The following is a 14,227-nucleotide window of genomic DNA, read 5'->3' as shown; positions in this document are numbered from 1 at the left end:
TCAGTTCGCGTTGACGACGGCGCGCATCGAGCGCTTCCGGCCGCCGGCGAGCAGCACCGTATGCAGTTGCGCCCCAAAGTTGCGTACGCGCTCCATCAGCGACTTGTTGCGACGTACAAGGAAGTTGTAGCCGAGCACGGCGGGCACGGCGACGGCAAGGCCGATGGCGGTCATGATGAGCGCCTCGCCGACCGGGCCCGCGACCTTGTCGATCGACGCCTGACCCGCAATGCCGATGGCCGTCAGCGCATGATAGATACCCCAGACCGTGCCGAACAGGCCGACGAACGGCGCGGTGGAACCCACCGTGGCGAGAAACGCGAGGCCGTCCTGCAAGCGGTTCGAAACGTTGGTGCTCGCGCGATCGATCGACACCTGGATCCAGGTGTTGCGGTCCACTTCCTCGAGCAGCGCTTCGTCGTGATGGTCGGCAGCCTCGAGCCCCGTCTCCGCGATGAAGCGGAACGGCGAATTGTCGTCGAGCTCGGTTACGCCGACCGCGAGCGACGGTGCGCTCCATAGCCGGGCGTCGGCCGACGTGGCGCGGCGGCCGGCCCGAGCCTGCTCGACGAACTTGGTAATCATGATGTACCAGCTGCCCATCGACATCACGACCAGCACGAGCAGCACGAAACGGGCGACGAAATCGCCGTTGGCCCACAACGCCCCCAGACCGTACGGGTTGGCCGCTTGCGCGGCGCGGGTCGCTTCCTGCGCCCATGCGAACGGTGGCGCAAGGAGTGCAACGGCGCCAGCCGCCGCGATCGTGCCGGCTGTGCGCGCGGCAAAAGTCTGCTTCTTCATGATTGCTCCGGAAATGACGGTCAATTCAGGTTGAACGAAAACGGTACCTGCACTCGCACGGGTTGGCCCTGCGCTACGCAGTTGAATTTCTTGACGGCGTTGAAAGCCGCTCGGTCGAGCAACGGATCGGCGGACCGCTCGACTTTCTCTTCCGTGACGCGGCCCTGCGGATCGACCACGAACGAAATCAGGACGTCGCCCGTAATGTTGTTGTTCTGCGCCTCTTCCGGATACACCATTGCGGCACGCACCTTGTCGGAGTTCGGGCACACAACGCCGGCCTCGTGACTCACCGGCTTCGCGACGGCCGCTGCAGGCGGCGCGATCGGCGCGGGAGGTGCAGGGGGCGCCACCGGTGCCGGCTGCTCGGCCTGGTGCTCGATGGTCCGTACGGGCTGCGCCACTACGGGCACCTCGGGCTTCGGCACGTAAGGCGCCACACGCTTGGGCGGCGCCGCCGGCGTCGGCGGCGCCAGCTTGACGATCGGAATCGGCGGCGGCGGCGGCGGTTTGACCGGCTTCAGGATATGCACCTCCACCGGATTCTGGATCGCCTGCACCACCTTGCTCGCAAGGCCGTTGAGCAACGCGTAGACGAACACGACGTGCAACAGCAGTACGACGACGATACCGGCATAGCGGCGTGCCGTTCCCTGCCTGTTCGCCCCGTATTGTCGCGGGCGCTCCAACCACTTCGCCGCGGTCGCCGTCGAGTCCGACATGAAGCTCTCCTTCTGTTTCCACGAAATTCAGATTGTTTGAAGCACGACCGGCGATCCATCCGACCCATGCCCGTTGCATCACATCTTCGGCAAGCCCGGCGGGTTGGTCGCCGCGCGCTCGATCGCCTCGGCGCCGAGATTCCAGCGCGTCAGGACTTTCGCGTATTGCCCGTCCTTGATCGCGGCATTGATCGCAACGGTCAGCGGTTCGGCCAGACCGCTGCCCTTGCGTGTCGCGACCGCGATTTCAGCGGCTCTCGGCCACCCGCCGTTGACAACGCCGACGAGATGGATGTTCTTCTGTTGTGCCGCCTGGTACGCAAAGACCGCGTTGACGCTGAACAACGCATCCGCACGCCCCGATTGCAGCGCCACGGCGCGCACGGCCTCGTCGTCGTAGTACTGGACCTGAATCGGCCTCAGTCCATGCGCGACGTTTTCCTTGTCCCACTCGAGCAGGATCTTCTCCTGATTGGTGCCGGAATCACTGACGATGCGCAGCCCCGCGATATCTGCCGGTGCGTTGATCGCCTTGATCCGGCTGCCGTTCTTCACGTAGAAGCCGAGCACGTCCTGGCGATAAGTCGAGAAATCGAATTTCTCCTTGCGCTGCTCGGTCACGGTGACGTTCGAGATCACCGCATCGACCCTGCCGGATTCCAGCGCCAGCGGCCAGTCCGGCCACGCGATTGCCACGATGTCGAGGCGGCGTCCCAGGCTATCCGCCAGCAACTGCGCGATGTCCGGATCGAAGCCGACGACCGTCTTGACATCGTTCGCATAGGCGCTGAGCGGCAGCATGCTCGCGACGATGCCGACCGTAAGCGCCTTCTTGTCGACAAAGCGCGTGTTCGACGGAATCGCATGGATCGCGTCGGCAACGGGTGCCGCACGCGGACGAGTCGACTGTTGCGAACTGAGGTCGAGCGTGACCGCGAAGGAAAACGACGCGATGCTGGCGACGCAAATCACGAACAGCTTGCCTGCAATACGAGAGAAGGACATGGCGGATAGTGCGGCTCGAAATGAAGAACACATGAAACGCTGCCGTGAGCGCGGTCGATCGACGATGGCGCCGGCCCCGCTCACCTCCGCGCCGGGTCGAGCCCGCGTGGAGATGCGCGCAGTTCACGGGAATCCCTGGCAAACGGCAGCGGTATATCAGGCAGCGTACTTATCGCCTGACGCTTCGGAAATCGACTGCGCGATCGTCGATGCAGCATGACGATGGCGCTTATTTGGATTTGTACAAACGCCACTTTCACTGAACATCAATTGATCCAGACAGATACGATCCTCGACCACTCCATAGCGAGTGCGTTTTTCGTTCGCAATCACCGGGAATGGTTAACCATTTGTTAACGATACTGTCACCCACAAACAACTCTAAACAATCAATTCAAATATCGTTATTAGATTCATTTACATCATTAAATCACCAAATCGAATTCTTTCATCGCTTTCAAAAATGGCGTTCAATGAGTCGAATCGACGTCATTGCGGTTGATTGCAACCTTCGCTCGGAAGGTTGAGCGGTGCACGATCCATCCCGGTGCGTCCACGCCTCGCAACCAGCCTGGTGGCGGATGAGATCTACAGGCATGTGAGCAACCGATGGGGAATTCACGGCCGCAAGCTTGATGGAGCCGATCCCGGGGTGGCCTCTCGAATATGTGTCGCCTTGGGGAGCTTCGCTCTGGCAACGCTGACCAAAGGATCGATATTCATTCGTGCCGAATCAATGCCGACCACGACCGATTTCAATCGATCACATAATATGATTCTCACCAATCCGACGAGGAAAATTGTTTCATCGATTGAAATTTGATTTCAAAATTCAATATCGACCAGATCAATTTCCGAGAATCCACGACCCTGTGCATGAAGCATTACCTTTCAATAAGAAAGGCTTCTGCATAAAAGTCGCGAATAAGACCCTCTCATAGTCGCACGGCAGGCGAGCGCTGCCATGTGTCGTGGCGCGAGTGAAGATCGGCGGCAGGTTTCGAGCGACGTGGCAGCCGCTCTTGCCGGAAATGGAACCCGCTCCGGAGGGTAGCCGCCAAAAAAAAATAGGCTACCCATCAGCGCCGAGTGGCAGCCAGTTTGAGTTATCGACCGGGCTCCACATTGTGAGCGCCGCGCCTATTCCTCCGAAAACAAGCGCAAATCAATAGCTTGCTAACTAATTACGTTACCCCTGTACGGTAACAGCCAGTGTGCCTACCGGCGCCAACATCCTCGCAGCAAGATCGGCTCCGTCCGAAAGATGCTAAGCGATTGCCGGTCATCGCGCGCAAACCCCGCGAACTCAACCAGTCGTCGCAACACTAAGTCGTCGAACGGATTTCAGGTACGGTGCCGACCCACCCGGCCGCAGTGATGGCCACCGCCGTGACGATCATCATCGCGCCCCACCCGATCCGCTCGTTGAGCCACCCCGCCGCTACCGCGCCGCCGGCGCCGGCCGCGTAGTAGAGCGTGAGATAGGCCGCGCTCAACGCGCCGGCCCGCGCGGGCTGAATCGCGACGACCCGCGACTGGTTCGCAACCTGCGCAGCAAAACAACCTGCGTCGAACATCGCCAGCGCGACGCCCGTCCACCCGGGACTGCCGAGCACGGCGCCAAGCAGCAAGGCCGACAGCGCCGACACAACGAGCCCGCACCGGATCACCGCACGATCGCCGAATCGGTCGGTGAATTTTCCGGCGACACGCGTGACGCCCAGGCCGAGCACGCCAGCAAGACTGTACGCGCCGATCGCCGCCGCACTCATTCCATAGGGCGGTTCGGCCAGGCGGATCGCGAGCCCCACCCAGACCAGATTGAACGCGAAGAACCACAGCATGCCGGCGCAGCTGCGACGCCTCAGTTGAACGCTGTCGCGCAGCAACTGCGGAATCGCGCCGATCGTGGCCGCATAACCGGAAGGCCGCCGCGCCGGCCGGCCGCCGGGCAACAGCGACGCGCCGCCGATGGCGACCAGCGCAACGCATCCCGCCAGCGCCAGCAGCGCGCCGCGCCACCCGCACCATTGCGACAGCACGCCACCGACGAAGCGGCTCAGCAGGATGCCGGCGGAAATGCCCGCCGACACGACGCCCATCGCCGCGCCGCGCTGCTGCGGTTGCGCATGCTTTCCGACGACGGCGCTGCATTGCGCCGCGACCGTCGTCGCCGCGCCGACCAGGAAAAAGACGATGTCGAGCGCGACCGGCCCCGACGAGCGCGACGCGCATGCGAGCAACACCGCGAGCAGGCCCATTTGCATCGGGATGAGCGTGCGCGGACTGAACCGGTCCGCCAGCGGAACCAGCAGCGCGAGGCCGGCCAGATAACCGAGCATCGTCACGGACGCGAGCGCCGCCATCCGCGCGACGGGCACGCCGAAGTCGCTCGCGATGACCGACAGCGACGGCTGCAACGCATAGCCGTTGGCGATCGCCACGCCCGCCGCCAGCGCCAGCGCCGCGATTGCGGCGCGGGACAGATGCGCGCGCTGACCGGCGTCCGTCATGCGGCGGTCCTGACCGCGATCGCCTCGACCTCGACCAGGATCTCCGGGTCGACGAACGGAAGCGCATGCACCAGCGAAAACGCCGGCCGGATCTCGCCGTAGATCTCGCCATGCGCGCGCGCCGCGTCTTCCCAGTGGTCGAAATCCGCGACCACCAGCCGGCTCTGGACCACGTCGGACAACGAGAAGCCGCTGTCCGTGAGCACTTTTTCGATCGTCGCCAGCGCATCGCGCGTCTGTGCGTACACGTCGGCGCCTTTGCCGGCCGTTCCCGAAATGTAGATGGTGTCGTCGACGACGACCGCGCGCGAATAGCCCACCCTGGGCTCCCACGGGGAGCCGGTACTGATCCTTTGGCGCATCTTGAAGATCCCTCCGATAAGGTTCAGGAACATGACTTACTACTTGGGTAGTAAGTTTGGCGGATTGTATACTACTCCGGTAGTTAATCAAGACATCCCATGCCGATCGCGGTAGGAGCGGAGCCGGAGCCAACACACATGAACGAAAACGCGGAGCTGATCACGTCGCTGATCCGGCTTGGATTTACCCAGTACGAGGCGCAGGCCTACGCGGCGCTCGTCGGGCAAGCCGCGCTGACGGGCGCGGAAGTCGGCCGGCGCGCCGGCATGCCGCCGTCGAAGATCTACGAAACCCTGAATCGCCTGGAAGCGCGCGGTGCGGTGCTCATCAACCGGTCGGAGCCCGTCCGTTATGCGGCCGTGCCTCACCGGTCGTTGCTGGAAGACCTGCGCACGCGCTTCAACGCGGATCTCGACCTGGCCGCCGGCGCGCTCGACCGGTTGCCGGTCCGGCAGGAGCCGGGGCTGGTCTGGTCGCTGAGCGGGCCGGAAGCGATCACGAGCGCATTCGCGCGCGTCATCGTCAGTGCGAAGACGCAGATCTTCGCGGGCGTCTGGGACGAGGAAATCGACGACCTGGGGCCGCTGCTCGAAGCGGCTGCGGCACGGGGCGTCGACACCCACGTCGCGATTTACGGCAACCGCACGCTCAACGGGCCGCGTCAGTACGACATGGCCAAATGCGGCGCCAGTGCGAGGCTCCGGCTTTCCGGACGCCGGCTCGCCGTCGCGGTGGCGGACGACACCGAGGCGGTGGTCGCGGAATTCGGCGACCAGTCGCCCGATCAGGCAACGCTGACAACCAACCCGGTCATTGCGCTGCTCGCCGTCGAGTACATCAAGGCGGACGTCAGCGGGCGCGTGCTGATCGACGCACTGGGCCCGGCGGAATACCGGAAAGTCCTGAAGCATCCGGACATGCAGGCGATGCTCGCGCCGCCCGACGGCAAAGCCTGACTCACGCGACTGCGCCCGGCCGCCGGTACACGCGGCGCGCCGCTCATGCCACCATCCACGCGAGATTCACATGACCACGTATGCCTTCCGCCTGCTGAACGTATTCGCCGAATCGACGTTCGGCGGCAACCCGCTTTGCGTATTCGAAGATGCACGCGGCATGGACGACGCGACCATGCAGGCGCTGGCCGTGCAGTTCAACCTGTCCGAAACGACCTTCGTGCTGCCGTCGGCGCGCGCGCACGCGCGGGTGCGCATCTTCACGCCGGGCTACGAGATGGCCTTTGCGGGCCATCCGACGCTCGGCACCGCGCATGTCGTGCGCGACCTGTCGAAAACCGGCGACGCGCTCGCCCTCGAATTCAAGGCCGGGGTGGTCGACGTCAATGCTCGGGACGACGTGTGGACGTTCACCGCGCCGCACGCGGGCATGTCGAAAACTGCCGCGTGCGAATTGTCCGGCGCGCAGACGGCCGCCCTGCTGGGGCTGACGGAAGACGATCTGCTCGCGCCGCCGGTCTGGGTCGATACCGGCGCCGATCAACTGCTGGTCGCGCTCAAGAGCACCGCGGCCGTGCGGCGTGCGCAGCCCGACAGCGCATGCATCGACATCTGGCCGACAAGCAGTCTCGGCCGTAAGACGGCGTACGTGTTCGCGTTCGACGCCGAACGCCCGGGCACGGTGGTGTCACGCTACTTCTTCGTGAAGCAGGGCGGCGGCATATCGGAAGACCCGGGCACCGGGTCGGCCTGCGCGAATCTCGGCGGCTGGCTGCTGGCGCACAACCACGCGCTGCCCGCCGCGTTTCAGGTCGAACAGGGTGCAGCCGTCGGGCGGCCTTGTCTGCTGCGGCTGTCGGTCGGTGCAAGCGGCGCAATCGGCGTCGGCGGCCGCGTGATCGAAATCGGGCGCGGCGTGATCGACGTGTAAGCAACGGCGTTTGTTATGCTGCGCGCATCGCCCGCCCGAGCCGATCGCCGACATGAACGACCTCGCTCCCGACCTCTCCCTCGCGCTGCACACCTCCTGCGACGCCTGCTTCGGCACGGCCGCGGTCTGGCCGCTCGTCGAACGTGCGTACAGCGAGCCGCAGCGCTTTTACCATACGCTCGCGCATCTGGCCGAACTGTTCGCGCATCTCGCGCCGTATCGCACGGAACCGCTGTGGCCGTCCATCGAGCTCGCCGTATGGGCACACGATTTCGTCTACGCGACGACGCTGCCGGACTACGCGGACAACGAAGCGCGCAGCGCGCAATGGCTCGTGCAGATCACGAACGAACGCTGCAGCGAATCCTGGTTGCATGCCCATGCCGCGCATGTGTCAGTCGCGCACGCGCTCGTGCTTGCAACGAAGTCGCACCGGCTGCCCGATGCGCTCGCATCCGACGCAGACTTGCAACGCGCCGGGCGGCTTTTTCTCGACGCCGATCTCGCGATCCTCGCCGCCGCGCCCGACCGGCTGCGCGAATACGACCGCGCGATCGCGCGCGAATGGGCGCAGGACCCCGATGCGCCGTCGGCCGCTTTTCGCGCAGGCCGCAAGCAGGCGCTCGAACATCTGCGCGGACAGGCCCCGCTGTTTCAATCGGCGGAGTTCGTGCCGCTCACGCCGCTCGCGCAACGCAATCTCGATGTGCTGATCGACGCGTACGCGTAAGCGCATGTGAGCATGTGAACCCGTCCACCTGACCGCACCTGCATCGGCACGATTGAACGGTAGCGGAACGACGAGACACCGCGACCCTTTCAATCCGCGAAACACATCGAACCCGTTCACCGCATCATGACCGCAACAACAAGAAGAAGCCTGGCGCTCATTCCGGCATGTTTGCTTGCCTTTTCCCTGCACGGCCGCGCCCAGTGCGTCGACCTGGTCGCCAATCTCGACGACGGCCAACTGATGCAGTCGCGAATCGCGCTGGTCGACCATGCCACGCCCGCCGAGCAGATCAGCATCCTCGCGTACATCTTCGAAACCGATCAGACCGGCGGCCGGATGCTGCATCATCTGGTCGCGGCCGCGCGCCGCGGCGTGCCCGTCAAGCTGCTGATCGACGGCATCGGCCCCGAGCCGCACTTCCCCTTCGAGGACGAGCTCATCGTCGCCCTGCACGAGGTGGCGCCCGGCATCGAACTGAAGATCTTCCATCCGCGCTCGCATCTCGCCGAGATTGCGCATCGCATGCACGACAAGCTGTTCCTGGTTGGCGACACGGCCGTGATCGGCAGTACCTCGATCTGGGATCCGAGCTTTCGCAACTGGCTCAGCGAACGCGACCTGATGGTGGCAGGCGACGCCAACCAGGACGCGTCCGCGCTGCACGCCATGCACCAGCATTTCGACCTGTTCTGGAACAGCGCGGCGGCGGTTCGCCCCGAGCCGGAGAAATTCCTCGACATCGCCAGCCCCTATCGCGTCTCGCAGGGTTACGCGACGCTGGACCCGGCGCGCATCCGCTATTGGCGCGAACGGCTGCTGGCGCCGCTCGACGGTGCAGCCCCGGCAGCGGCCGCTTCCGATACGGCTGACGGCCCCGGCGCTGCGCCCGCGTCGGGAGCGGATGTCGACCCGGGCTGGACGCCGATCGCCTGCGATCGCTTGCGCTATGTCCACGACTGGCCCGACAAGCGCTCGCCCGGCACGCTGCAGGACATGCTCGACGCGTTCGATACGGCGCAGCACGAGATCCTGATCGTCACGCCCTACCTGATCCTGGTGCCGGAACTGCGCGCGGCGCTTGAACGCAAGCAGCGCGAAGGCGTCCGCGTGACCGTCGTGAGCGCCTCGCTGGCGAGCACCACGCAGGAATTCCCCGCAGTCGGTCGCGCCTATGCCGACGATCTGGCCGGCCTGGTGCATGCCGGGATCGAGGTGCGCGAGTATGCCGACCGGGACAACCGCATGATGCACGCGAAGCTGATCCTCATCGACGGCCATAGGTACTATCTCGGCAGCTTCAATTTCGATCCGCTGTCGGCCCGCTCCAATACCGAAAACGGCCTGTGGATGGATATTCCCGAGGACGGGATCGATCCGCTGCGGGACAGCGTGGCGTACTACCTGCACAACTCGAGCCCGGTGAGCGACGCCAATCGCCGTCTGGTGGCGGATACCGGTGCGCGCTGCCGGGCCGCCGGCTGCGGTGGCGCCTGGCGCTGGGTCGCGATGCTGATCCGGGATTTCCTCTGAGCGTGGGCCGGTACCGGTATGGCCCGGGCGCGGCCCCGGTCTTCCCGACTAGCCGCCATCCATCCAGCAGGCGGGCGTCCTGCGCTCGTCGCAGGTTCGCGTATCGAGTAGCGCCGCCGGCAAACGACGTTCTGAGCCGGTCCTTTTGCCCGGCGTATCGCTCGAGATCGGCAACGCCCGCATTTTTCGAAGCGCCATGACGACATCGCATCCCTTCAGTCGGCATCCGCCAGAAACGGTGACATGAACACACGCGGCGGGAACGCCGGCACGCCACCCTGCGGCGTGAAGCTGTAGCGGAGATAAACGGCCGCCGTCCACTCGCGATACTGATATGCGTTGCCGAAAGAAGCAGTCGCGCCGACGGCAAGCTGCGGGGCAACCCGGTATTCGCCGCGCGCCGCGAGCGAATAGGCGATGCCGGTCTTGCTGTGCCCCGGGTAGACGGCGCCCGGATCCAGCCCCACAGCTTGACTGGCGGCAGCGTTCGCTGCCGCTTGCGACTGCATGCCGGGATCGAGCGGGAAATACGGCACCGCGCTTTGCCGGTAATGCTGCACGCCGAACGAACCATTCAGATCGTAGGAAAACGCACCCGTTCGCCCCGCGTACTCGACCGGTATATTCAGGATCACATATTGCTGAGGACTGAAATAGCCGCCTTGACCGTATGTGAAATACGACTGGTTCTTGCTGAAGCGCATCCACGTCGCATTGACACCCACGGTGAGCCTACGGTCGGCGTCGCTCAACAGGCGCGTATAGGCACCGCCGCTCCCCTTGCCGGCGAAGTTGCGTTCCACGTGATGGCCGTCGTAGTAGTCGAACGCGCCCGCAACGTATACGCCGCTGGTGCCGTCGTCCCAGCTCAGCGCGCCGCGCGCGCCGCTGCGCGTCACGCCGCCCCACTTGAGGCCGGCACTCGCATCGCGCGCGCCCGAGAACGAAAGCAGGCTGTCGGTCACCGCACGACGCGTGACGGCCAGCAAGTAGGCCGCCCGATCGGTGATCGCGCCGTTGTAGCGCACGCCGCCGACCACATCCTGGTACGGAAACCCGACCGGCGTCGCGCCGACGTCGGCCTTCAATTGCTTGCCTTCGTAGCTGATGTCGAGGCCGACGCCGCTCGCCGTCCCGGAACCCGGCGAGCCGCCGCCGGCCGACCTCGAGAGGCCCGCCCCGAACCGGGCGAGGGTCGGCACGTCGGTGGCCGGGTTGCCGCCGTCGAGCATGACGGGCGTGGCGGTCACGACAACGTGGCCGTTGCCCGCCTTGATTCGGCCTTCCAGCGGCGCCGCGATGTCGGTAAGGCCGGACAGCCCCGCTTCACCCGTACGGTTTCGGAACACGAGACCGCCGGTCGCCGTGCTGGCCTGTTCGCTGTTGATCTGGGCAAGCTCCGACGCGACGTCGAGCATCTGTCCGCTGGCGTTCGCGCCCGCATCCTGCTGCTGCGGCCGGGCCGCGACCTCGCTTCCCGCATAGCCGGCCGTTGGCTGCGGGATATAGCGCGGCGACGCATAGGGCTGCCCGTATGTCGATGACAGAACGGAGGACGGCCGCACAGCGGCGGTCTTCGCCCCGCCGCGTGCCAGCCGGCTCGCCCTGGCGTCAGCCGAGTTCGCCGGCAAACCAGGCGTCGCCGCGGCCCTCGACGCGGGCGACATCGGCCACGGCGTGGCGACGTAGCCGGCACAATCGTCGTCTGCATCAACCTGCGACACGCATCCGGTGGACGCCCCCGCCGGCGGTACGTCAACCGCAGGCTCCCGATAAGTTCGATAGCGCCGTGCGGTTGCGGGCCCACCCGATTCGCCAGCGCCGGTGGCGTCCTGGCCGTAACCGGCGGTGTCGCGCTCGACTGCCTGCAGTGGCATATCGGGCGACACCATGCGCGCTGCCGGCACGGCGGACGGTGTGGCGTAGGTCGCGGGCGGCGCAGCAGGTATCGTATAAGGCACGGTCGGAGCAGAAGAAGACGGGGTGGACCAGGAAGGGATGCCCGGCGGCGGCGGTACCGCGGCGCCGAAGCCGGTCGACGGATGAACGACATCGACGGCGGTCTTGCCTTCGAACGGATTGGTACCGGGCAGCGGGTTCGCGCCGATGCGCCGCATCGCGTCTTCCCAGCCGCGCGGAACGTTCGACTGCGCCGGCTTGATGCTCGGAGGCGGCGTATTGGCAGCCAGCAGCGCACGTTGCAGATACTGCGCGGCGAGCGACAGATTCCCCTCCGCGCGATACAGCCGGCCGGTCGCGGCAAGCACCCCCGGGTCATCGGGCGCAATACGCAGCGCGGCGACCGCGAACGCTTCGCCGTCGCGCCAGGCCTTCGCGCTGCTCGCCGCATAGAGCGCGGCTACCAGCAATCCCGTATCGTCGGGCCGTCGGGCCAGCGCGACCCGATAGCACTTCAGTGCATTCGACGCATCGCCGGCCGACGTATACAGCCGCGCAAGCGCGGCCTGGAATTCAGGACTGTCGGGCATCGCGGCCAGCCACGGCGCGATGACGGCGTAGCCGCCGGCAAGGTCGCCGGTCTGGCGTACCGTATCGGCCCGGCGCACGATGATCTCGACGTTCAGGCGTTCGAAGTCGCCGCGCTGCGCGGGCGACAGCGGCATCGCGGAGAGCCGGCGCATCGCGTCGTCGAGAAGCGCATCGTCGCGCACGGTCGTCTGCATCCGCGCATATTGCAGCAGCAGGTCGGCGCTGTCCGGCTTCCGGGCCAGTGCACGCTGCACGATCCAGAGCGCACGCGACAAATCGCTGGCTGCGGCATAACCCGCCGACAGTTGCGCCGCGAGTGCCGGCACCGACAGACCGATACCCTCCGCATCGTGCAACACGTCGAGCGCCTGCGCACGGCGGCCCTCGCGCACCATCCGTGTCGCGAGCGCAACCTGCTGGCCAACCCAGAGGCGGTGCTGCAACGTCGTCATCGCCGCCGTGCGTTGCCCGGGCGGGATGCGCTCCAGCCGCTGCAGCCCGATGCTCCAGTCTTGCGTCTGCTCGGCCAGCAGCGCACCGGCATAAAGTGCGTCGGGCAAGTCCGGCCGCTCTGCCAGCAATCCGTCCATCATGCTGCGTGCCGACGCGATCGCACCTTGTCGCACGTACACGCGCGCCAGATCCAGCCTCAACCAAGGATCGTCCGGGCTGCCTGCGAGTGCATCCTCGAACAGGCTGCGCGCCGCGCCCAGATCACCGCGCGCTTCAGCCTGCCGTGCCTGCGCCGCTTCTGCCGTACGGCGCAACCGGTCGAGGCCGCCGGCCTTCGACTGCTGCTCGGCGCTCAGTTGCGTCGCGAACTGCAACGCTTCGTCGCCGCGTCCCTGCGCGGCCAGCGCGCCGACCAGGCCGCGTATCGCGTCCGGGTTGTCGGATTGACGCCGCAGCGCCATCCGGTAGGCCTGCTCGGCGCCGCGCGCATCGCGATTCTCCAGCAGCGCGTCGCCCAGCAGCACCTGCGCGGTGACGTTCGACGAATCGGCAAGAATCGCGCGCTCGAACAGCGCTTTCGCTCGCGCGAAATCGCCGTTGCTTTGTGCACCGAGCGCCTCGCTGGTATAGAACCAGTATGTCGCACTGCCGAGCGCCGAGCGCCAGCGCGCCGCATTCCCGCCTCGTGACGCGCGTTCCAGATCGCTTCGCGCCTGCGCAAAACGCTCCTGCTTCAGTTCGACGATGCCGCGACCGCCCAGCGCGTCGCTGTCGTTCGGCGACCTGTCGAGCACGGCATCGAAGCGAGCCCGCGCCGCGTCCAGATCGCCGCGCTCGAGTGCCGCGAAACCATCCTCGATCGCGTGGCCGCGCGCTTCGTTCGACGCATCCCGCTGATCGCCTTCGCGCCCGGTTTGATCCTGTCGCACCATGCTGTCGTAGCGTGCCTTGACCGGCGGATCGTTGGGCACCACCGTCAGATAGGCGAGATAGCGCGCCTGATCCGACGGCCTTGCCGCCAACCAGAGCAGCGCCTGGCGCCAGCCCTGGCGCGCCTCTTTCCCGACTTTCCCGTCGGTGGACAACTGCTCGAGCCGCGCGATGCCATCGCGCCGCGTCGCGTCGCGATAGGTCAGGTGTTGCGCATACGCGAGTGCGTAGCGCGGATCGTCGGAGTTGTCACGCGCGAGACGTTCCAGGCCGCGCCGCGCTTCGGCCCATCCGCTCGGCGTCGCCGCAAGCGCCTGGAAGTACTCCAGCTGCAACGCCGGCGACGACGGCGCACCTTGCAGCGCCCGTTGATACTGTTGCGCGGCCAGTGCGCTCTGCCCCGTTTGCGCAAGGCGGCGGGCGTCGCCGATCTCGCCGTCGCGCACGCTCGCGTCGCCAAGACGCAGGCCAAGCTCGTCGATCCGCGCAAAGCCGGGGGCGATACGGCGCAGCTGTTCCAGGTAGCGGCGAGCACCGTCGACGTCTTTGCGATCGGCGAGCACCATGCCCATGCCGAACAGCGCATCGGGATGATTCGGATCGACGCCCAGCACCTTCTTCCAGGCCTGCGCAGCGAGGTCGCCGCGACCATGCGCCTGCCAGTAGCGGCCCTGATCGACGAGTACCTTCAGCACTTCGTTGCCGGCGATAGCCGCGTGCGGCAGTGCAAGCGCGAGCAAGAGACTCGCAGCGCAGCCCGCGCGTGCGCCGAACCCGCGTAACCGTCTGTCGCGCAT

Annotated in this window: 11 protein-coding genes; 5 read left to right on the top strand and 6 right to left on the bottom strand. The window is 66.0% G+C overall.

Features of this window, described 5'->3' with window-relative positions; genetic code table 11:
- The 3 genes from BBJ41_RS35720 to BBJ41_RS35710 all read right to left on the bottom strand — a co-directional run bounded on the left by BBJ41_RS35720 (position 1) and on the right by BBJ41_RS35710 (position 2,531).
- Complete coding sequence (locus BBJ41_RS35720; protein WP_069751010.1) at positions 1 to 804, bottom strand: MotA/TolQ/ExbB proton channel family protein; 804 nt, start codon at positions 802 to 804, stop codon at positions 1 to 3.
- 20 nt (positions 805 to 824) lie between these two features.
- Positions 825 to 1,526: an energy transducer TonB gene (locus tag BBJ41_RS35715; protein WP_069751009.1), complete on the bottom strand. Its 702-nt coding sequence runs from the start codon at positions 1,524 to 1,526 to the stop codon at positions 825 to 827.
- A 78-nt stretch (positions 1,527 to 1,604) separates the two neighbouring features.
- On the bottom strand, positions 1,605 to 2,531 hold the full coding sequence (locus BBJ41_RS35710; protein ID WP_069751008.1) for an ABC transporter substrate-binding protein: 927 nt from the start codon (positions 2,529 to 2,531) through the stop codon (positions 1,605 to 1,607).
- Positions 2,532 to 3,078: 547 nt separating this feature from the next.
- On the opposite strand from BBJ41_RS35710, the gene BBJ41_RS40905 reads away from it, so the two are divergent.
- The gene (locus tag BBJ41_RS40905; protein WP_156814979.1) at positions 3,079 to 3,354 is read left to right on the top strand and encodes a hypothetical protein; all 276 of its coding nucleotides are present in this window, start codon (positions 3,079 to 3,081) and stop codon (positions 3,352 to 3,354) included.
- A gap of 502 nt (positions 3,355 to 3,856) precedes the next feature.
- Here the strand turns inward: BBJ41_RS40905 and BBJ41_RS35705 are convergent.
- Both BBJ41_RS35705 and BBJ41_RS35700 read right to left on the bottom strand, forming a co-directional pair.
- Positions 3,857 to 5,044, bottom strand: coding sequence for an MFS transporter (locus BBJ41_RS35705; protein ID WP_069751007.1), 1,188 nt, complete (start codon positions 5,042 to 5,044; stop codon positions 3,857 to 3,859).
- Positions 5,041 to 5,406 (bottom strand): RidA family protein, encoded by a 366-nt coding sequence (locus tag BBJ41_RS35700; protein WP_069751476.1) that lies wholly within the window; start codon positions 5,404 to 5,406, stop codon positions 5,041 to 5,043. Before BBJ41_RS35700 ends, BBJ41_RS35705 begins: the two co-directional genes overlap by 4 nt.
- A 138-nt stretch (positions 5,407 to 5,544) precedes the next feature.
- Between BBJ41_RS35700 and BBJ41_RS35695 the strand changes: the two genes are divergently transcribed.
- The 4 genes from BBJ41_RS35695 to BBJ41_RS35680 all read left to right on the top strand — a co-directional run bounded on the left by BBJ41_RS35695 (position 5,545) and on the right by BBJ41_RS35680 (position 9,557).
- Positions 5,545 to 6,363 carry a TrmB family transcriptional regulator gene (locus tag BBJ41_RS35695; protein WP_069751006.1) on the top strand — a complete coding sequence of 273 codons (819 nt, stop codon included), beginning with the start codon at positions 5,545 to 5,547 and terminating at the stop codon, positions 6,361 to 6,363.
- A 70-nt stretch (positions 6,364 to 6,433) separates the two neighbouring features.
- Positions 6,434 to 7,294, top strand: a complete 861-nt coding sequence (locus tag BBJ41_RS35690; RefSeq protein ID WP_069751005.1) for a PhzF family phenazine biosynthesis protein — start codon at positions 6,434 to 6,436, stop codon at positions 7,292 to 7,294.
- 52 nt (positions 7,295 to 7,346) lie between these two features.
- Entirely contained in the window at positions 7,347 to 8,024 is a 678-nt protein-coding gene (locus BBJ41_RS35685; protein WP_156814978.1) for a hypothetical protein, read from the top strand.
- Between the two features lie 126 nt (positions 8,025 to 8,150).
- Positions 8,151 to 9,557, top strand: a complete 1,407-nt coding sequence (locus tag BBJ41_RS35680) for a phospholipase D-like domain-containing protein (RefSeq protein WP_069751003.1) — start codon at positions 8,151 to 8,153, stop codon at positions 9,555 to 9,557.
- 215 nt (positions 9,558 to 9,772) lie between these two features.
- On the opposite strand, the gene BBJ41_RS35675 is transcribed toward BBJ41_RS35680, so the two are convergent.
- Positions 9,773 to 14,227: a cellulose biosynthesis protein BcsC gene (locus BBJ41_RS35675; protein ID WP_069751002.1), complete on the bottom strand. Its 4,455-nt coding sequence runs from the start codon at positions 14,225 to 14,227 to the stop codon at positions 9,773 to 9,775.

This window comes from Burkholderia stabilis, from assembly GCF_001742165.1.
Classification (GTDB): Bacteria; Pseudomonadota; Gammaproteobacteria; order Burkholderiales; family Burkholderiaceae; genus Burkholderia; species Burkholderia stabilis.
The sequence above is the reverse complement of the archived record's forward strand: the minus strand, read 5'-3'. Positions and strand labels throughout refer to the sequence as shown.

What these genes read in the sequence shown, in the direction of transcription:
- BBJ41_RS35720 (WP_069751010.1), bottom strand. Translation starts at nt 804, where the DNA reads ATGAAGAAGCAGACTTTTGCCGCGCGCACAGCCGGCACGATCGCGGCG.
- BBJ41_RS35715 (WP_069751009.1), bottom strand. Translation starts at nt 1,526, where the DNA reads ATGTCGGACTCGACGGCGACCGCGGCGAAGTGGTTGGAGCGCCCGCGA.
- BBJ41_RS35710 (WP_069751008.1), bottom strand. Translation starts at nt 2,531, where the DNA reads ATGTCCTTCTCTCGTATTGCAGGCAAGCTGTTCGTGATTTGCGTCGCC.
- BBJ41_RS35705 (WP_069751007.1), bottom strand. Translation starts at nt 5,044, where the DNA reads ATGACGGACGCCGGTCAGCGCGCGCATCTGTCCCGCGCCGCAATCGCG.
- BBJ41_RS35700 (WP_069751476.1), bottom strand. Translation starts at nt 5,406, where the DNA reads ATGCGCCAAAGGATCAGTACCGGCTCCCCGTGGGAGCCCAGGGTGGGC.
- BBJ41_RS35695 (WP_069751006.1), top strand. Translation starts at nt 5,545, where the DNA reads ATGAACGAAAACGCGGAGCTGATCACGTCGCTGATCCGGCTTGGATTT.
- BBJ41_RS35690 (WP_069751005.1), top strand. Translation starts at nt 6,434, where the DNA reads ATGACCACGTATGCCTTCCGCCTGCTGAACGTATTCGCCGAATCGACG.
- BBJ41_RS35685 (WP_156814978.1), top strand. Translation starts at nt 7,347, where the DNA reads ATGAACGACCTCGCTCCCGACCTCTCCCTCGCGCTGCACACCTCCTGC.
- BBJ41_RS35680 (WP_069751003.1), top strand. Translation starts at nt 8,151, where the DNA reads ATGACCGCAACAACAAGAAGAAGCCTGGCGCTCATTCCGGCATGTTTG.
- BBJ41_RS35675 (WP_069751002.1), bottom strand. Translation starts at nt 14,227, where the DNA reads ATGCGCGACAGACGGTTACGCGGGTTCGGCGCACGCGCGGGCTGCGCT.